Here is an 18387-nt window from a genome sequence, read left to right as displayed (position 1 = left end):
TAATATTAAAGTCTAGAATATCTAGGATTTCTCTGATAAAATGAGTACTGGACATCTTGAACACTCCTTTAGTATGGTTTTCGACGACTTTATTCTAATGGATTTCAAGGTGTCTGTTTAGTTATATACACAAAAAAAGTGCTGGTAAGTTTCTACCAACACTAGAAAGTATAGAGCCCTTTTAGGTATCTGTTTGATCTTAAACTCTATCTGTCTAACGATAAATTGTATTTCGATGTCCAATTTCAACAATTAAAATAGTGACAATTTCATCATTAATATCTGCAATAATCCGGTAATCTCCAACACGATAGCGCCATTCACCACTTCTGTTTGCAACTAGTCCTTTTCCATGTTGTCTGGGATTTTCTGTATGGACAAGATTTTTTTCTATCCATGAAAGAATCATGGATGCTTGAAATTTATCCATCTTTTTTAATGCTTTTTGTGCTCCTTTTTCATATCGGACAAGATAATGTTGGGTCATAAACCGAGTTCTCTTTTCATCTCTTCATGAGAAATGCTTTCATCTAGAGTATGATGGGCTTCCATCGCTTTTTTATAAATGTCTAAATCAATTTGATCTTCTAAAGAAGCTAGTAATTTTGTTCTTGCCAGTTCAGAGATTGTCACCCCATTTAAATCAGCCATCGCTAACATAAATGCTTTTTCTTCTTCTGATACTCGAAAAGTAATGGTACTCATCTCTTACACCTCCTTGTATACGTTTGTAATACAAATTAATTGTATTACAAATGTGTACGTTTGTCTAGTACTTGCTTTTTCTTATATTTATAATTTATCTACACTAAAGGAATCATGAGCTTCACGAATTTCTTCTGGGGTGTGATCACCTTCTCTTGTATCTAATACGTTCATAGTCTCTATCTTAGAAAATTCTTGAAAGAAATCGTAATTTTTTGATACAAATGGAGCATAGAATCCTCTTGGAATACCAGAACCATCATTACAGTAGCCTCTTCCTTTGGCACGTTTATTGATAAATGCCTTTCCCTTTTGATCTGATCCAAACGTCATATAATAGCCTTGTTCTGATAATTTTCCTAAACTCACCCGAAATAAAAGATTATCACGCACACCGCCACCAAAGTTATCTGCATCAGGACGTTGGGTTGCTAAGATGAGAAAAACAGCTGCTTGTCGTACTTTTAGAACGAGTTCTTTTACATAACGCAGAATTTCATCCTGTTCCTTATAGGTTAAGGTGCCAAAAAAAGCTGCCCATTCGTCAATGATAATAAAGTAGGGAGGAATACCATAATTATGAAAAGTTTTCCCCAGTTGTATAGTTAGGGAGAGCCTTCATGTAAACATACCGTCGATTCATTTCTTCTACAGCGTTCTTTAAACATTTAGTAATCCAACTGGTTCCGTAAAATACATGATTTTTAAATAAATGCAGACTTTCTAAATCCTTTAAATCTGCTTCTTTTGGATCACATACATCAACTGTTTCAACCTGAATGAGCGCATGAATTAAGGTGAGAAGAAAGTAGGGCTTGCCACCCCCTGTGCCTCCTGTTACTAACATGTGAGGAACTTCGGCATAATCCCACACAAGACCATCCATGAGTTGGACTTGCCCATTTGTTACTAAATAATCTTCAATGCCAATCCGCTTACTGATGACATCAATCATTAATAAATAGGTGGTGAAGCCCATTTCCTTTTGTTCCTCAATGAAGTCAGCAATGTACATTTCTTCAAAGGTCTTTGCAATTTTTTGAAAGCGATCGTGCCATTTCATTCCATCAGTGGGAACTGTCAAATAAAGAATTTCCTTGGTATTACGGTAATAAACTTTTGGAAAAACCATTTTTTCAGTAGCCTGTTCTTTAAATCTCCGTTCCTTCTTCTTATACAATCCATTGCTTTTCAAGAGACGAGCTAACATTTGTCATTGGTAGACTCGATAGAAGAATCCACCTTTTAAAAAGGAAAATCTGCGAACCATGAACAGAAGAAACAAAGGCAAGAAGAGTATTAAAAAAAGCCCTCCAATGGGAACTAAGAGGGCAATCCAATAAATTATTTGTCTTTGTTGCATTATCTGTATTAGCGGATAGATAAAAAGGTAGCTGTAGTAACCAGCAAATAATAGAAAAGGAAACCAAGCTAGTAGAAGGTAGGTCCGATAAATAGATAGATGCAGAGGGCGAATTCTACGTCCACGGTAATGAAAGAATGTATTCGTAGTTAACTCCATTCAATTAGTTTTTAGAATGTTGCTCTCCTTTAGCTTGTTTTACAATAACTGGGTGTACTTTTTTAGTGATTCTGCTCGGATTTTGAAGGCTTGTTCTGACTGAATGGAATCATTACAGCCAGTATAAGAAGAAAGCCAAGCAAGTGCAGTGACTTCTCCTGTAAGCTCTACTTCATCATCATAAGAGAACGCTGTAGTATCAACACTTTCTGGAACAGTAATATCAAGTTGGTCATTTTTAGCTTCGGAATAGACAGTAATGCGTTGTTCACGAACAAAATCTGTTCGGTTACCTTCTGTATCTGATTCATAAATTTTTTGGCTATTCAAATAGAATAATTTTCCAAATGTTCTACGTGTATCAAAATCTTTCACAATGTTATCTTCAAATTTTAAACTCATCATTTTTCTCCTTTTCTAGTTCAGTGTCAGCAGTTGTTTAGCGAAAATTTGTAATTCAAGTGAGCGACTAACTGTTCCAATATTATTTCGTTTGGCACTAGGAACAAGTGTAACTTCACGCAGCTCGACTTCTTTACGACCTTCAAAACGTAGGGAGTTTCGTAAATTTGGAACGATGATTTCAAAGTCAGGATGAAGAGCAGAGAAGGCTGTAAAAATGCGACAAGGGATTCTTTTTCCCTCTACATAAATTTCTCGTTCTTCTTTAACGGTTGCTTTGATTTTACTTCCTAATTGATTGTCCTTTAAGACAATGCTTGTGACACGATTGGACATCTTTTTTCCTTCTTTCTTTTTTATAATAAAAAAGAGACATTGAACTGCCTCCGTTTTTTATAATTATCGTTGTGATGCTTTTTCTTTTTGTTGTAAAGGTAATAGCCAGCAATTCAAGCTAACAATAAGCTCCCTAAAATAATTCCTGCAAAAGAAACAACTTCACCAGTTTGTGGCAAGCCTCCTGTTACAGAAGTTTCTTTTTTACTTGGAATCATTTTATTTGTCATGTTACATTTGACAACCTCACCATCTTCTTGAATTTCAAACTTAATCGGCGTTTCGTCTATTTGATAGCCAGTAGGGGCTTCATATTCTTGGAAATAGTAAATTCCTCGTGGTAAGTTTTCAAAACTAAAACGACCTTGATGATCCGTCTTTCCTTCAATGATGATTTTTTATCTTTATCAAGAATACGAACACCTGTATCTGGCAGCTCTTTTCCATTGGACACGTCCGTTTTGGTTAGTTCAGCAATCCCTTTGACTAAATGATTTTTAATCTCCAGCAGTAGAAGTGGCTCTTGATCGGTTTGTGGTTCCTCAGTTGGGGAAGTTTCATTCGTTAGTAGCTTGTGTGTATTTTCTTCTTGCTTCTCTTCATTAAGGATTTCACTAAGTAAAGTTCCTTTACTGTCATAGGCTTGAATTCCTTTTAGAGTAGAGACGATTTGATAGGTCTCAGGAGATAGAACATACTGTTCAGAAGCTGATTGTTTTTCTTTCAAATAGAATGTTCCCACAAGGATATTGGTAAAGGTAGCCAGAGATTGTTCATCGACAGTGACTGTTTGAATCACTTCTTTTTCCTCATTTTCTAAAGTGAAAATAGTGTCTTTTCCATTCCTTGTAAAAGCAAAATCATAGCCATTTATTTCTTTTAAAGTGGCTTTTTCATTTACTTTTTTTAGTGAGAATTGGTTGAAGTGAAGCTTATTTAGAAGTGGTACAGGTTCATCCTCTGAGTTTTCTTTAGCAGCATAAATATCAATTACTTTTTCGGATTCGTGGTCAGTTGCTGTAAACTCAAATTTATGATGGCTAGTATCAATATCATGATTTTCACCAGCATCTAATTCTTGAACATAATAGTTTCCTTCCATTAATTGTTGCGTAGGGAACGTAAGCTTTTACCATCTTTTACTGTGCCAAATCCTAGTAGAGAATCAGCAGGCAGCACTGTTTTATCTGTCATTGTAAATTCTTGATTAGTGAATAGATCGAATATTTTGTCGTTGGCTTTGATTTCTTCTACAATGGGTTTATTTTCTATCCACTTCTGAATCTGTTCTTCGTTTTTATGGAGAGTGATCTTTAGTTTTTGGAAATCGTTTTTTGCTTCAATAGATTGAGATACAAGTTCAACATTTTGTCCTTCATAGGTGAATTCAAAAGGGAGAGGCGTTGTATTCATCAAGTAACCAGCAGGTGCAGCTGTTTCTATGGCTTCATATTTTCCGAGATAAAGTTTTGGCATATTCATTAGTTCACCATTGTTATCTGTTTGAACAGTGGCAACTACACCTCCTTTTTTTGCATGAACATAATTGCCTACTTTAATGTCTTCACGAGCTTTGATGGTGAAAGTTACATCCGCCAGAGGAACATAATCAAAAGTGATTTCATGGAGCTTTCCGTAGTCTGAATCTTTTGCTGTAATACTAGAAGCTTTTTGTCCTGTTTTCTTTAGGTGAAGCAATCCTTGTTGGGCTTTATTTCAAAACACCACTTCAATTGTTTTATTGGGTTCAATCGTAATTTCTTTAGATTCGCCTTTATTTACAAAGCCATTGTTGGCAGTTACTTCGGTGATTTTTATTTTTGTGCCAGCTTTTAAGTCATCCATTTGAGCTAAACCATTCGTATCAGTGACAATTTCTTTGGATTGTCCGTTAAACTCAAATTTCATTTTTGTATTGGGTACAGGCTGTCGGGTATCCTCATCTACTTTTTTCAATTTGACATTACCGTTTAAATTGACTTTGATATTTAGCTGAAAGGAACCGGCATTAGATAATTTGAAAGTAGCTACTTTTTGTTCATTGGGTTTGTTGAAAACAAAACTTGTACCAACATCATTCGCATTTGCGATATTGTACTGTAATTTTCCTGTTTCTTTTGATGAACTGGTTGCGGTTAACTTCAATTGGTTTCCAGATTTATTTAGTTGAAGATTAGCAGAATTACTAGCAAGATTTTCATAGTTACTTAAAACACCGTTTGTATCATTAAGTGTGATTGTATCGCCAACATTTAATGTAATCGTCTGATTATTGAATGAAGGTTTGGTATTGTGGGCGTTAACTTTTGCTAGAATTTCATTTTTTCGATTTTGGTAGTTAGGAAGGGTGGTAGATAGTAGTTGATCGCCAAATGATTCCCAAATTATATTCTGAGTAATCCGATAGTTTTCACTTGTAGGATTCGTTTTATAACCATAATAGGCAATCAGAGACAAGCGGTCTTTTTCAGCAATTGTAAGTTCTGATGGATCAAAACCTGAACCACCGTTTAAAATGGTACCATGTTCAATACAAAAGGCAGGCTCACTCTCTGCTTTAATCATGTGAACACCATCATCTGTCCAATGAAGATCAGCAAGGTTCGATAAATACCAAGTAGAAACGTAATCAGAAATTCTTGTGTAGTTGATGGTAGCAGTAAGAGCAGTGATAGGAGTAACAAAAAAACTAGCCATGATTACTATCAATGCGAGATAGCTGGCTAGTTTGTGTTTTTTATATTTAGTTGTCATTGTTTCTTTTCCTCTTTGAGTTATTTTTGTTTTTTTAGATTAGGAGAGGGACTTCTGATTGGTGGGACAAGTTTTTTTGTTCAACTCCTTTAAGATAATTATTTTGAGGTAATTTCCTTCATTATGTGTCACTGGTGTACTTGAATGACAATAAAGGTCATAAGCGGGTATTTTCATAATGAATTATTTGAACAAAAAAAGACGTTCAGATTTATGAACGTCAGTGATATTTTTATTATTCCCAAATATCTGTAAGTTGGACAGTATCACTTTTTGGGCGAAGTGAAATATCTGAAATAAAATCAATAGATACAGTGATTGGCATAGTTATTGCTGTTCCAGAGATTATACATACGCCTTGAGAAAGTATTGGTAACATAGATTTTGAAATTCTATCCAATGTGGAGATAGAATTGTCAATTATCTGTAAATCTTTTTCATTTACAAGCTTATGGAGAAAGAAGTTATGAACTTGAGAAAGAATGGTAGGAGATATATCTGCTGGACGTTGACTAGAAATTGTTAGAAAGAATGAAAATTTTCTACCTTCTTTTATTATCTCTTCAAAAAGTTCTAATCGGTAGTCTTTCCAACCTTCTTGTTCCCTCACTGATTGACTAGAAAGAATATTATGTGCTTCATCTACAATTAAATGAAAACTTTTATCATTGATAACATTATCTCTTTTGTGTTTGTCAAAGTACATTTTAGTGATAAGCAATGATACTATTTTTTTTGCCTCTTGATTCAACGATTTTAATGAAACAATTTGTAAAAATGGTTGAAAAGGTAGTTCATCTACAAGCTTTATATAGTTTTTAATATTCCCAATTCGTGTCTCTATTCTTTTTATAAGTGGTTCAATATGTTCGGGGATTATACTTCCATACATTAATTCAGAAACCAGTTGAAGTTTACATCTAATTTCAAATTCATCTATCAAATCAAATTCCAAAGATTCAATGTAAGCTTTCACATCAGAAATTTTAAGACTTTCTACATGATGAGAATCAATTGTCCCATTAAAATATAGTTGAGGACTTTCTAAGTAGAAATAACCATTTGTAGAATTCACCTGAACTCTTTTTAATATTTCAATATGACATGCAATGCCAGGGAAAGACTCTTCTAATAAGTTTATTAACCTATTAAAAACATCTTTATTTGGCTCACCATTTAATATGGTCATTAGTTGATAGACAATCCAGCGAGCTAACGATTCACTTCCTGTCCCATATTTATTAATGCTCTTAATGATTCTACTTAAAAATGGTTTTTGCGTTTGCTGTGTTGCTTGAAATAGAATTGATAAAATTTCTTCATTTAAAAAATTACTTTTTTGAATTGGAAATTTTTGACTATCATTGGACTTTGAAGAATCCAAAATATGAGTTATCTTATTTACCTTATCATTTAGAATTCCAAATGAAAAAGGTTGGGTATATTCATCATTAAAATCTAAGATCAAAAATTTACTATTACTTTTCATTTTTGGTAGGTTCCCTAAACGAAACAGTTCGTAGTACAATTTATGGAGTGTATTAGATTTTCCACTACCTGTATTCCCAAAAATTCCTATGTGAGAAGCAAAAAATAAATTAACTGGAAGATTTATAGTATTTTGTTCAATAAGGCTCTTTCCGATTGAAACAAGGTGTCGTTCATTTTCAGAATAATTGTTAATATAAATCAAATTTATGTCATTATCGTTAGGTATGATACAAGAATTACCTATCATTGGCAGGTAGGAAGAGCCACTGTGAAAAATATTATTTTTAATATAGCCCACAACTTGAACCTCTAAAATTCTTTTTATTGAATGTTTAGAAAATCTATTATCAAAATTCATACTATGTTTGCTTGTATTTGCAATATCCCATATTGTTTCAGAGTTGATTCTAGCTACTATTCTAACAAAACCTTGTTCTATTATAATAAAACTATTTACACTTATGTTTTTTACTATCTCACCGTTATTTATAAAGCTCGAATGATTAGTATTATCATAAGTAGCAATTTTATTTGTGAATCCATTGGCTTCAACAACTATTCCAATCTCTAAATCACTCAAAAAGATCATCTCCTCCATCTGTTAAATTAGAAAAATGTTTCTCGTTGAAAGTGTTGGTTATATCAGTTTCAAGTAAGCGATTAAGAGAGTTGAAATCTAAAGTGGCAATTTTATTTATTGAATTATTTTTAATAAAAGAAACTTCTTTGCTATATATAGTGACTTCTTCTTTATCGTATATAATATTACTTGCCAATAAGTCTTCATCCTCAGTTTCTTCTTTATAAGTTTCGATATCTACTGTTTTAATAATAAAATCACTTGGAGTGACAAATTTGATATTATTAGGAATAGTATTTGAAGTGAAGTTGAAATTTGAAATAATTTCATTTTTACTTTTATCACAAAAGCATAAGATAATAACTAACAAATTTGGATTGTTTAGTGATCTTTGAACTATTTCTGTAATGTGTTCATCATAGAAAGAAAACCCAAAAACAATTAACGTAGACTGTTCCTTTTCTAGTTCGTAACTTAATAAACGTAGCAAGTTAAAATAATATTCATTTACTAATGTTGATTCAAACTTCTTTTTAGTAGGATAAACAATCTGTATTTTTTCAAGTTTGTTGACTATCTCACTTAATTCTTCAGAAAAATGATTACCTATCAAATTAATATCTTCTTTTATATTTTCAGAATTCTCTTCATTTATCAATTCAAATAAGTCATCGATAGTTGGTAACCAGTTTTTTAAATCTTCTGAACCAGATGTGAATGCTTCTATGTCATCGAACAAGGAATCAATTAATGAATTTAATTCTTGTATAATACTAATTGAAGAGCTAACTTGAATTCTCTTTTTGTTATCATTAGAATAGTAGGTTTGCCAGTTAACTGAGCCGTGACATTTTATCAAATTTATCGTTGGCATCTCATTTGAATAGTTATCAAATACGCCGGAGTATAATAAAGTCTTATTAAAATTATCAGTTTGTAGAATCTTTTTTGTATATCCATTAGTTCCATCATTAAAATGAACTCTAGGATTATCTTCTAAAATATCATCAATTGCTGCTTCTATAAAAAGATCATAGTTTGTAGTTATGATATTGGTCCGTTTAGGTGAAACACGGCTATTCCGAACTTTCATATATTCAAGAATATTGTGAATGAATCTTTTATATTCTATTAAGATTGAAAGCATCATCTCTTTATTCTCATCATTACTGATTACTTGATCTTGCAAGTGTTCCACTAAATATATATTATTAGCAATAGAAGCATCGTAAAATAGTGCTTTGATTAACCTTTTCCCATCTTCATTAATATTCTCATTTGTTAAGATGTTCTCTAAATTACCTAATGATGAGAAAAAGGGTGACGAAGCACCGGCTCCTATCAAAAATGAAATATTTTTCTCCATAAGAACAGTTGATAACAGCTCATTTATTTTTTGATTCATATGCTATCCCTCCATCAGTTAATGTATATATACATTATCCAATAGATTCAGATAACATACAATAACATATTGATAGATAAAGAATAGTTTATCTGGTTGCCTATATTTGATGGATAGAAAAACAGACTCATAATATAAATTAGTCTGCATCATATTTTTAGTATTCTTTCCAGCTCGCAATTTTCTTACTAAAAAAATCCAAAATATCCATATTCTTCTAATTAAAACAGTTTGAAACTAAATCAAAACTAACTACAATTAATAAAAATTATCAGAATTTCGTAGCATTCTTTGAAAAACTAGAATGCTGTCATATCAACGATTAGAGCTTATCAGAAGCTCTGGAAAAAGCTAACCTTTTGCTGGAAGGGTCTGTGGGGTAACCTTTTAATAGTAGCCAGAAACCTTGATGTATAGGGTTTCTAGCTTTTTTTGTCTATTATTAGGTGAGGTCTGTGCATTTATTCAAAGCTAGCTACGATTTTATCTAAAAACTCATTATTTTCTTTAATTAGATTTTTTAATCTAAGAATATCATCTATTTTAATTTGAGTTTTAGCTAATGTGATTGTTCTATCTGATTTTATATCAGTTACTTTCTTATGTCGTGCAGGTATTTTTCTAGGACAACCTTTCCTATCAAAACCTTTGAGTTTATCACAGATTTGTTTTCTTATTATTTCTATTTGCTTAAATAGATTTTCTTCTGTTTCTTCATCAATATTCATTAGGGGATAGTATGATATTCGATATGATAAAATGAGGTCCTTTTCATTCATTTCAGGACCTGATAACATGAGATAAATTTCATGTGTTCCCTTTATGTTTATTGGTTTTGAATTGAACCAATTTCCATTGAAGCCTCCATTTTTGTTAGGAATATATTGAATATTAATAATATATTTTTCGTCCTTATGTAATGAAGAGAAAAAACCATAGTAATGATTGTAATTCCATTCTGAAATGGGATAATTAGAAAAATTATTTGTTGCATCATCTATATTTAATAGATTCTGGCTAAACATTTGAAGTAGAGTATAATTGTTGAATGTATATTTCTTTAATATAGATAAAACTATTTCACGATTGATTAAACAATATATGTCTTTATCGGCATTTGTTTGGTCTATCATCTTAAAATATACTGGAATAATAACTTTATCTCCCATGTAATCACCATATTTCTCTAGTTCTTCTATATATCTAGAAATCTGATCAGTATGTTCGTTAGTGTACATTTTATCTTCAATCAGAATTAAATATTTATCATTAACTTGTAAAAGGACATCGATATGCTTAAACTGCCTCGTAATTTTATTTACTTTGATTGTCGAATAATCAATCGGTATTTTTGTCCATTTAGATATGATTGTAGCAAGTAATTCTTGAGCACTCGTTCTTTCCGGAATACACTCGTCAAAATGCTTCTTTGTTGCAAAATTAAACCAATAGCATAGTAAAGCATCTTGTGATAGCTCACTTGTAGCAAACTTGAAAATATTATTCATTATTTTCCTCCTTTTTAAAAACCTACAAAATTAGCAAATTTTGCAGCAGTTTTTTCTTTTTCTTCAGGTATAACGTGAGAGTAAATTTCAAGAGTAATCTTCACGTCTTTGTGGCCAGTTATTCACTACTGTTTAATGCAAAATAAAAGTGCATAGTGTTGCAACCCAAAAATACACAACTCTGCAATAAAAAAATCATTGTAGGTAACCTGAATTTCCTCTAAATTATAGTTACGACACTTTAACTGGAGGTAAGAAAGGCAATGCTTACAATGACCGATATTGATACTATCAGAAATTTACGAAATAATCACGATAAATCTATTAATCATATTAAAAAAGAATTTTCAATCAATTGGCGAACATGTCAAGGGCGGTTTAAAATTGGTTCTTTCCTGACTTTGGTGTTAGCAGTCAGAAAGAATCATTTTTAATTTGAGTGTTTGAAAATGACAACGACCAAACATGATTCTTTTGATTGTTTTCAACTTATTAATCTTACCTTCAGCTAATCCATTTGATAGTTCAGGAAAGATAATAGTATTTTGTACGGCATCTTTATCTCTTTCAAGGCCGTTGACGAAGGCATTCAATTCTTTATTTCCATTTTTTCGAACACAATGAATCCAATCGTCAAGAGCCATCAAACTTGTATCGTTTAAGATTTTCCGAAAAGAAATAACCAACTCAATAATCGATAAAAGTTTCGTATTTTCTTTTAGTACTCTGAGACTAACAAATGATAATGAGTCCCAGTCTAACTTGTTTTTGAATAGGAGCACTTTTATTGAACGTTTATGAACCTTCATTTCCGTTTTTCCAGTTATTTGTTGTTTCTTCAGTACTTGTCGATATGTTTTTCGAAAAGTATCAAATGTTCGATCATACCCTGCAAGGACGAGTGAGTCATAAAGTGGTTGTAGTGTCTGGAACTTCTTAGCTAATTGAAAGAATAATTCATGAAACTCATCAAGTCTGGTATAGCGTTCTTTCTTTATAGAACTCACTAAGTTCGATAATGGATTCTCACAGTATCGTTTGACTGTTCGTGGATCTAGATGAAAATAACGAGCAATTTGTGTGAAATTCCACCCGATTTCTCGTTTTTCTTTCACCAGAGTAATCATTTTTTGTTTCCTTAACTGACTATCTGAATACTGTTTAATCGGTTGGATGTAAGAGGTGGAAGGTCTACTATCAAAGGAAGACATTTTTATTTTATCTGGAATGAGAGAGTGAATTGCTGCGATTCCATGGTCTGTTAATGATTTTAAGAGATGAAATCGATCTGAAATTTGAATGGCATCCGGGCAGGCTGTAGAAATGGCGTTCCGAAAAGCAGTTGATCCATCACGAATGACAAAAGTAATATTAGGAAAAATAGCGAGCCAGTCTGAAACATGTTTTTGTGAACGTGACGGGAGTAAATCCATGACTTTTTTTGATTGATAATCAATCAAAATACTACCATAAGTATGACGTTTTCTTAGCGAAAAGTCATCTAAACAAACAATTGAACCTTAGGTCTGTCTTAACTCTTTCATTGCTTTTTTTTAGAAACTCGGAAATTGAACTTTTACTCGTTTTGATTCCTATTTTATTTAAAATGATGGTTTATTCGATTAAACTTGTATGAATAGCCGTTTCTAAAACAAAATTCTCCAACCGGATTGTTTTTGTTGAATGTGAATGCGTAAAATTTACTTCTTGAGCAAAAACTTTTTTATCACATTGATTGTTTTTACATTGAAATTTGCGACATCGAATAATTAAATAGACTTCTTTTCCATTCATTGGAAGATCTTGAATTTTACGAGAATAGTAAGAGCGGATTGTTGTTGAATTTTTTTGACAACTAGGACATCTGGCTTCTTTATTGTTTAAAGTACAATGAACTTCATAAGATGCTTCTTTTTTCTCCATTTCATTAATATCTAATCCTTCAAACTCCAACAAACAAGTAAAATCCATGTCATTTCAATCCCTTCGTTTTTCTTTTATTATACAACGAGATTGCACCAAAGTTGGGAAAGAACCAATTTACTACCGCCCTTTACAATTGATTCAATAATCTTTTAAACGCACCCGTTCTTTCATTTTGTTGTTTTTCTTTTGAAGCAATTTCAAATATTTTTTTTAGTATTTACGACGCTTGTTAGACTGAGAAAATCGTTTCATAATCGCAATTCGATGATTTTGAAAAGACTTTCCAATGAGTTGAACAATATGAAATAATACTTTCGCTTCAGGAAAAAGCTCTTTTGTTAAAGAAATATAAGGAGCATAAAAGTCAGTCACAACGATTTTTACTTGGTTTCGATCGTTCAATGAATATCGTTAAAAATAAGATTCAAGCCTTACTTTTCGTCGCTCTTCCAAGATATCTAATAACCGTGTGTGTTCACCGCATTTTAAACAAGCATGTGGATGATAAGAAAAGACACCATTGAAAACATGACATACTTCCCCTTTATAGGCTTCTTTTGAATAAATACCTAGTCCTTCGGTAGCCTCATTTTTAGGAAAAAGAATATTAAAGTCTAGAATATCTAGGATTTCTCTGATAAAATGAGTACTGGACATCTTGAACACTCCTTTAGTTTGGTTTTCGACGACTTTATTCTAACGGATTTCAAGGTGTCTGTTTAGTTTTATGCAAAAAAAGTGCTGGTAAGTTTCTACCAACACTAGAAAGTATAGAGCCAATAAATGAAGCAGATAGATGGAGTGGAAAGTTATATTCTTACTCGGTGAGTTCTGATTGATACGCCAAGTAGACTGGCTAAACTATATCATTGAATAGTATGCCATCGATAAAATAATATCAATAAATAGGAGAAATGTGAAGTGACTAAAGAAAATAAAGTAGATATTGCTTGGAAATCTCTATTCGAAAAATACGATATAGTTAGCAAAATAGAATCAAATGGTGTGTTTGAAATAAGTGCGAATCAGATTAAAGAATTTAGAGAACCTCGTTTAATGACAAAGTTCGATCATAAAGCTAATCTCCCACTTCTTTTTAGAAACAATAAATTAAGTATACTTCCCAACACGAGGGGAACGTATATAATTGGAAAGTTCAATGCATATCATAAATTAAAGACAGAAGAAATCAAGCCGAAAACAGTGGTGTTACCTGACTTTGTAAGGTCTTTTGATAATTTCCCTATAACAAGTGAAAGTACAATGCTAAATGTTGCTCATTTTTCGGGAATGATAGATCAGCTAATGGAAACTAGTGTAGAGGGACCCTCTTCTGTATTGACACTATCTGGCAGGATGGGATCAGGAGTTATTAATTATAGGATAAAGGAAAGGAAAAATAAGTTTTATGATTTTAGAGTTGAAGGCAGTCAAATTGAAATAGATGGTTCTTATGAAAATGCTGAAAAGATAGTAATTATTGAAGCAAAAAATAAACTTCCATTAGACTTCCATATTAGACAACTTTACTATCCTTATCGAGTTTATAATGAGTTAGTGACAACAAAAGAAATACTACCAGTTTTTTTAACTTATGCAGACGATATTTTTAGTTTCCACATATTCAAATTTAATTGTCTAGATGAATACAACAGTATAGAAAAAATAAAACAAGTGAATTTTATTATTAATAAATCACTAAATTTGAATATCAAAGAAGTAAAATCAATTAGTTATAACAGTGCGATGTTAGAAAACACCAAAAATATTCCATTTCCACAGGCTAACAGCATGACAAGAATATTAGATGTTCTGGAATTTATTCAAGAATCAACAAATTTAGAACAGTTAGCCCAGAGATATGAATTTGATCAAAGACAATCGAGGTATTATATCGATGTGCTACGATTTTTAGGATATGCTATAAAAAATGATACGAAAGAATATGAATTGACCCCCGCAGGCAAGAGAATTCAAAAAATGAATAATAATAATAATAGAAATAAAAATATCATCCAAGATATATTACAATTCAAAGTTTTTAAATTGTCGTTTGATAGTGTCATTAAGAATAATCAAAAATTTGATAAAGACTATATTTTTAAAGTCATTAAAGAAAGTCAAAAGAATATTGGAACAGAAACGATAAGACGAAGAGTAAGCACTGTTGAATCGTGGATAAAATGGATTTTTTCAGTTGTAGATGAGTAAAACTATTCAATAGACAAAATTCTATTTTTGGCAATTTCTAAGTAGTTTTTTTCATAATCAACACCGATGAACTTTCTATTCAATCTTTTTGCAACAACGCCAGTAGTCCCAGAACCGACAAAAGGGTCTAGGATATAGTCAGAATCTTTCGTTGAAGCCAGAATAATTCTCTCTAAGAGATATTCTGGCTTTTGAGTAGGGTGTTTTCCATATTTTTTTTCTTTTCTTGGGGTTTTGGGGCCAAGCCAAACATCTTGCATTTGTTTATCGTGATTGATTTTCTTCATTAAATTGTAATTAAAATAGTGCTGGCTATATTTTCCTTTTTTTGCCCAGATAATATTTTCTGCTGAATGTGTGAACATTCGGCAAGATAAATTAGGAGCAGGATCTGTCTTTTGCCAGGTAATGTTGTTTAAAATTTTGAATTTTTGCTCTTCTAGAGCCATGCCCACAGAATAAATATTATGAAAAGTTCCTGTTATCCAAATTGTACCATTTGGTTTTAAAATCCTCTTCGCTTCTTTAATCCATTCAGAGTTAAATCGATGTTTCTTTTCTAGGGAATCAATTTTATCCCATTCACCTTTATCTACGCTGACTCTTTTTCCACCTGAATTGGAAAAACCACCATTACTTAAAAAATATGGAGGATCAGCAAAAATCATATCAATTGAATCACTTTTCATCTTTTTTAAAAAGAGTAAAGTATCGTCTAATATTAGTATGGTTTTTTTTTCTTGATAGAAAATATTGGTCATTTAGAATCATCCTTTTTCAATAAAATTAATGAAATCTCCTACTGACTATATTCGTAAATAGTTAAAAAAATAATTTACTATCACTTAGAATTATTATAATGAATTAAATACTCTTACTTTTAGAACTTAAGAAAGTTATAATAGATAAGGGGGGAGAGAAATTTGAGTACAGTATATGAAGATAATTTAATCACTTTAATACAAGCGAATACTTTAGAGAAGTTGAAAGAATTCGATGATAACAGTATTGATGTAATTATGACAGACCCACCCTTTTTTTTGTCTAATGGGGGAATTACCTGCCAAAATGGGAAGATGGTTTCTGTTGATAAGGGAGAGTGGGATAAATTAGAGTCAATGTCCATGGAAGAATTTTACACAAAAATATTACTTGAATTTAAAAGAATTTTAAAAAAAGATGGTAGTTTGTGGTTATTTGGGACAATGCATAATATTTATACGCTGGGTTATTTACTTAATAAATTTGAATTTAAAATAATGAATAATATAACTTGGCAAAAGACGAATCCTGCTCCTAATTTAGGATGTCGAATGTTTACACATTCCACAGAAACAATCTTATGGGCCAAGCAAAATAGAAAAAGTAAACATTACTTTAATTATAGGTTGATGAAAGAACAAAATGGTGGAAAACAAATGAAGGACGTCTGGACGACTTCAACAACCAGAAAAAGTGAAAAAGTGCATGGGAAACACCCTACTCAAAAGCCATTAGAAATAATGGAGAGGATGATTGAGGCGTCAACAAATGAGGAATCAATTATTCTAGATCCATTTGTGGGGAGTGGAACGACTCTTATTGCAGCAAAAAAATTAAAGCGTAGAGCAATTGGAATTGACATAGAACAAGATTTTCTTGAAATTGCTGTAAAAAGAATTGAGGATATTAAGAATGAATAGATATGAAAAGTATGGAGCTATTGTTAAATGGGCTGGAGGTAAAAGTAAATTAGCACCTGTCATTGAAGAGCAGATACTAAAATCAATAAAAATTGAAAAGATGGATACTTACATAGAACCTTTTTTAGGTGGAGGTTCTTTTTTCTTTTATATGATCCAAAAGTATGATTTTAAACGAGTAATAATCTCTGATATTAATAAAGAATTGATTAACTTATATAAAGTGATCCAGCAACAACCAGTACAATTTATTGAGAATGCTAAAAGAATACAAGATGAATATAATTCTTTACAAGATTTAGAATCAAAGTCAATATTTTTTTATGATATTAGAGGGAAATATAATCACTCTATATCAGGTGAAAAAAATGTTTCATTGGATATTATCCAGGCATCGTATTTTTTGTTTTTAAATAAGGTAGGATTTAATGGTTTATATAGAGTAAATTCAAAAGGTCTATATAATGTTCCTTTTGGTAAAAGAGAGAAAGCAAATCTATTTAAAGAGGAGAATATTTTAGGTGTGTCCAAATTATTAGAGAATGTTACCATATTAAATTGTAATTATGATCAAACTCTAGAGTACGCAAATGAGCAGACACTGTTCTATTTCGATCCACCATACAGACCACTAAGTACTTCGTCCTCATTTACGAGTTATGCGAAATCTAACTTTAATGATAATAGTCAAATTCAATTAGCAAATTTTTGTAAAGAAATTAATGCTAGGGGTGTTAAATTTGCTCTAAGTAATTCAGATCCTAAAAATAACGATATAGAGGATCATTTTTTCGATGACTTATATAGCGATTTTTTTGTAAATCGAATTCAGGCTCATCGTATGATAGGAGCGAAAGCCAATAGTAGAGGAAAAGTTTCTGAAATACTAGTGACTAATTAGAAGAAGATAGGAGTTTCTTAAGATGAATTTTTCAAGTTACATAAACAATACCACTGAAAATAAGGTTGATTACTTTTTTTCAAATCTAAGTCCGACAAATAGAACACCACAGTATTATGTTAATTGGGATAAAGTAATAAAAAATACAAGAAAAATTGAATTAGGATTAAATACATTAAATTACTTAATTGGAAAAGAAAATATACGCTCTTGTGCCCAGGAATTATTTTTGGAACAACCGAAATTATTGGAGTTAATACCTGTTTTAATTGCTTGTCGAGAAGGAAATATAGATGTACTATCTTTTGATGAAGAAAACAATATGTTTTTTACAGAAATTGACTTTATGAATATTGAGATCAGTCATATTGACACCTATCTTGATTTTATGGAAGAATCAGGTTTGTTTGAATTTTTAGAGAAAAATGCAACTAAAAGTTTAGTAGACTATGTGTTTGGAGTTGAAGCAGGACTCGATTCAAATGCACGTAAAAATCGAAGTGGAACAACAATGGAAAGTATTGTAGAACGTAACGTAGCAAAAGTATGTCAAGAATTAGGCTTTGAATTTCAGATACAAGCGACATCTAAATGGATGCAGGATCACTGGGGGATTAATGTACCAGTAGATAAATCTGCAAGACGATTTGACATTGCTGTTTATAATAAACAAATTCATAAAGTTTATGTTATTGAAACGAATTACTATGGCGGTGGAGGATCAAAATTAAAATCGGTGTGTGGAGAGTTTGCGACCTTGAATCAACTCATTCATACTTCAAAAGATGATGTCGATTTTATTTGGGTGACAGACGGAATGGGATGGAAAACTACTCGCTTACCTATGAGTGAAGCTTTTTCTGTCATAGATAATATTTTCAATTTATCTATGTTACAAGACAACTATTTATATGAGTTGTTTCTTACTACTTAATTTTGATTCTGACTCATAAATTAGTCTAAT

Annotated in this window: 22 protein-coding genes; 4 read left to right on the top strand and 18 right to left on the bottom strand. The window is 31.6% G+C overall.

Annotation, left to right across the window (positions count from 1 at the left end; translation table 11 throughout):
- Positions 1 to 214: 214 nt before the first annotated feature.
- The 17 genes from ACYSNO_RS04520 to ACYSNO_RS04440 all read right to left on the bottom strand — a co-directional run bounded on the left by ACYSNO_RS04520 (position 215) and on the right by ACYSNO_RS04440 (position 13286).
- Positions 215 to 487 (bottom strand): type II toxin-antitoxin system RelE family toxin, encoded by a 273-nt coding sequence (locus tag ACYSNO_RS04520; RefSeq protein ID WP_461729887.1) that lies wholly within the window; start codon positions 485 to 487, stop codon positions 215 to 217.
- The gene (gene relB, locus ACYSNO_RS04515; RefSeq protein WP_461729886.1) at positions 484 to 705 is read right to left on the bottom strand and encodes a type II toxin-antitoxin system RelB family antitoxin; all 222 of its coding nucleotides are present in this window, start codon (positions 703 to 705) and stop codon (positions 484 to 486) included. Before relB ends, ACYSNO_RS04520 begins: the two co-directional genes overlap by 4 nt.
- Before the next feature lie 87 nt (positions 706 to 792).
- Positions 793 to 1098: a hypothetical protein gene (locus ACYSNO_RS04510; protein ID WP_461729885.1), complete on the bottom strand. Its 306-nt coding sequence runs from the start codon at positions 1096 to 1098 to the stop codon at positions 793 to 795.
- A 184-nt stretch (positions 1099 to 1282) separates the two neighbouring features.
- Entirely contained in the window at positions 1283 to 1837 is a 555-nt protein-coding gene (locus ACYSNO_RS04505; RefSeq protein WP_461729884.1) for an FtsK/SpoIIIE domain-containing protein, read from the bottom strand.
- Positions 1838 to 2266: 429 nt separating this feature from the next.
- Positions 2267 to 2629 carry a DUF961 family protein gene (locus ACYSNO_RS04500; RefSeq protein ID WP_461729883.1) on the bottom strand — a complete coding sequence of 121 codons (363 nt, stop codon included), beginning with the start codon at positions 2627 to 2629 and terminating at the stop codon, positions 2267 to 2269.
- 15 nt (positions 2630 to 2644) lie between these two features.
- Entirely contained in the window at positions 2645 to 2965 is a 321-nt protein-coding gene (locus ACYSNO_RS04495) for a hypothetical protein (protein WP_461729882.1), read from the bottom strand.
- A 113-nt stretch (positions 2966 to 3078) separates the two neighbouring features.
- The gene (locus tag ACYSNO_RS04490) at positions 3079 to 3297 is read right to left on the bottom strand and encodes a prealbumin-like fold domain-containing protein (RefSeq protein ID WP_461729889.1); all 219 of its coding nucleotides are present in this window, start codon (positions 3295 to 3297) and stop codon (positions 3079 to 3081) included.
- Entirely contained in the window at positions 3252 to 4067 is an 816-nt protein-coding gene (locus tag ACYSNO_RS04485) for an MSCRAMM family protein (RefSeq protein ID WP_461729881.1), read from the bottom strand. Before ACYSNO_RS04485 ends, ACYSNO_RS04490 begins: the two co-directional genes overlap by 46 nt.
- Positions 4067 to 4663 (bottom strand): prealbumin-like fold domain-containing protein, encoded by a 597-nt coding sequence (locus ACYSNO_RS04480; RefSeq protein ID WP_461729880.1) that lies wholly within the window; start codon positions 4661 to 4663, stop codon positions 4067 to 4069. The genes ACYSNO_RS04485 and ACYSNO_RS04480 overlap by 1 nt, the downstream gene beginning before the upstream one ends.
- Positions 4664 to 4681: 18 nt before the next feature.
- The gene (locus tag ACYSNO_RS04475) at positions 4682 to 5719 is read right to left on the bottom strand and encodes a SpaA isopeptide-forming pilin-related protein (RefSeq protein ID WP_461729879.1); all 1038 of its coding nucleotides are present in this window, start codon (positions 5717 to 5719) and stop codon (positions 4682 to 4684) included.
- Between the two features lie 235 nt (positions 5720 to 5954).
- Complete coding sequence (locus tag ACYSNO_RS04470; RefSeq protein WP_461729878.1) at positions 5955 to 7790, bottom strand: ATP-binding protein; 1836 nt, start codon at positions 7788 to 7790, stop codon at positions 5955 to 5957.
- A complete protein-coding gene (locus ACYSNO_RS04465; protein WP_461729877.1) occupies positions 7783 to 9195 on the bottom strand; it encodes an SIR2 family protein in 1413 nt (470 codons plus the stop codon). Before ACYSNO_RS04465 ends, ACYSNO_RS04470 begins: the two co-directional genes overlap by 8 nt.
- A gap of 461 nt (positions 9196 to 9656) precedes the next feature.
- Positions 9657 to 10703, bottom strand: coding sequence for a PD-(D/E)XK nuclease family protein (locus ACYSNO_RS04460; RefSeq protein ID WP_461729876.1), 1047 nt, complete (start codon positions 10701 to 10703; stop codon positions 9657 to 9659).
- Between the two features lie 407 nt (positions 10704 to 11110).
- Entirely contained in the window at positions 11111 to 12217 is a 1107-nt protein-coding gene (locus ACYSNO_RS04455; protein WP_461729888.1) for an ISL3 family transposase, read from the bottom strand.
- Positions 12218 to 12317: 100 nt separating this feature from the next.
- On the bottom strand, positions 12318 to 12674 hold the full coding sequence (locus ACYSNO_RS04450) for a transposase family protein (protein ID WP_461729875.1): 357 nt from the start codon (positions 12672 to 12674) through the stop codon (positions 12318 to 12320).
- A 165-nt stretch (positions 12675 to 12839) separates the two neighbouring features.
- Complete coding sequence (locus ACYSNO_RS04445; protein ID WP_461729874.1) at positions 12840 to 13031, bottom strand: transposase; 192 nt, start codon at positions 13029 to 13031, stop codon at positions 12840 to 12842.
- Positions 13032 to 13040: 9 nt separating this feature from the next.
- Entirely contained in the window at positions 13041 to 13286 is a 246-nt protein-coding gene (locus ACYSNO_RS04440; RefSeq protein ID WP_461729873.1) for a hypothetical protein, read from the bottom strand.
- Positions 13287 to 13550: 264 nt separating this feature from the next.
- Here ACYSNO_RS04440 and ACYSNO_RS04435 point away from each other — a divergent pair, with 264 nt between their 5' ends.
- Positions 13551 to 14840, top strand: a complete 1290-nt coding sequence (locus ACYSNO_RS04435) for a type II restriction enzyme (RefSeq protein ID WP_461729872.1) — start codon at positions 13551 to 13553, stop codon at positions 14838 to 14840.
- 2 nt (positions 14841 to 14842) lie between these two features.
- Here the strand turns inward: ACYSNO_RS04435 and ACYSNO_RS04430 are convergent, their stop codons facing one another.
- A complete protein-coding gene (locus ACYSNO_RS04430) occupies positions 14843 to 15601 on the bottom strand; it encodes a DNA-methyltransferase (protein WP_461729871.1) in 759 nt (252 codons plus the stop codon).
- Positions 15602 to 15763: 162 nt separating this feature from the next.
- On the opposite strand from ACYSNO_RS04430, the gene ACYSNO_RS04425 reads away from it, so the two are divergent.
- From ACYSNO_RS04425 to ACYSNO_RS04415, 3 genes are read left to right on the top strand one after another with little or no spacing between them, the layout of a single operon-like run.
- Positions 15764 to 16522, top strand: a complete 759-nt coding sequence (locus ACYSNO_RS04425; RefSeq protein WP_461729870.1) for a DNA-methyltransferase — start codon at positions 15764 to 15766, stop codon at positions 16520 to 16522.
- A complete protein-coding gene (locus ACYSNO_RS04420; protein WP_461729869.1) occupies positions 16515 to 17423 on the top strand; it encodes a DNA adenine methylase in 909 nt (302 codons plus the stop codon). Before ACYSNO_RS04425 ends, ACYSNO_RS04420 begins: the two co-directional genes overlap by 8 nt.
- Positions 17424 to 17445: 22 nt before the next feature.
- Positions 17446 to 18357: a type II restriction endonuclease gene (locus ACYSNO_RS04415; RefSeq protein WP_461729868.1), complete on the top strand. Its 912-nt coding sequence runs from the start codon at positions 17446 to 17448 to the stop codon at positions 18355 to 18357.
- The last annotated feature ends 30 nt before the right edge of the window (positions 18358 to 18387 follow it).

It is taken from the genome of Enterococcus sp. LJL98 (genome assembly GCF_054871745.1).
This window is presented reverse-complemented; position numbering and strand designations above follow the sequence as displayed.

Coding starts and splice junctions, on each gene's coding strand:
- ACYSNO_RS04440 (WP_461729873.1), bottom strand. CDS start 13,286: ATGTCCAGTACTCATTTTATCAGAGAAATCCTAGATATTCTAGACTTT.
- ACYSNO_RS04485 (WP_461729881.1), bottom strand. CDS start 4,067: ATGGAAGGAAACTATTATGTTCAAGAATTAGATGCTGGTGAAAATCAT.
- relB (WP_461729886.1), bottom strand. CDS start 705: ATGAGTACCATTACTTTTCGAGTATCAGAAGAAGAAAAAGCATTTATG.
- ACYSNO_RS04520 (WP_461729887.1), bottom strand. CDS start 487: ATGACCCAACATTATCTTGTCCGATATGAAAAAGGAGCACAAAAAGCA.
- ACYSNO_RS04415 (WP_461729868.1), top strand. CDS start 17,446: ATGAATTTTTCAAGTTACATAAACAATACCACTGAAAATAAGGTTGAT.
- ACYSNO_RS04505 (WP_461729884.1), bottom strand. CDS start 1,837: ATGGTTTTTCCAAAAGTTTATTACCGTAATACCAAGGAAATTCTTTAT.
- ACYSNO_RS04495 (WP_461729882.1), bottom strand. CDS start 2,965: ATGTCCAATCGTGTCACAAGCATTGTCTTAAAGGACAATCAATTAGGA.
- ACYSNO_RS04430 (WP_461729871.1), bottom strand. CDS start 15,601: ATGACCAATATTTTCTATCAAGAAAAAAAAACCATACTAATATTAGAC.
- ACYSNO_RS04460 (WP_461729876.1), bottom strand. CDS start 10,703: ATGAATAATATTTTCAAGTTTGCTACAAGTGAGCTATCACAAGATGCT.
- ACYSNO_RS04475 (WP_461729879.1), bottom strand. CDS start 5,719: ATGACAACTAAATATAAAAAACACAAACTAGCCAGCTATCTCGCATTG.
- ACYSNO_RS04420 (WP_461729869.1), top strand. CDS start 16,515: ATGAATAGATATGAAAAGTATGGAGCTATTGTTAAATGGGCTGGAGGT.
- ACYSNO_RS04450 (WP_461729875.1), bottom strand. CDS start 12,674: ATGGATTTTACTTGTTTGTTGGAGTTTGAAGGATTAGATATTAATGAA.
- ACYSNO_RS04465 (WP_461729877.1), bottom strand. CDS start 9,195: ATGAATCAAAAAATAAATGAGCTGTTATCAACTGTTCTTATGGAGAAA.
- ACYSNO_RS04500 (WP_461729883.1), bottom strand. CDS start 2,629: ATGAGTTTAAAATTTGAAGATAACATTGTGAAAGATTTTGATACACGT.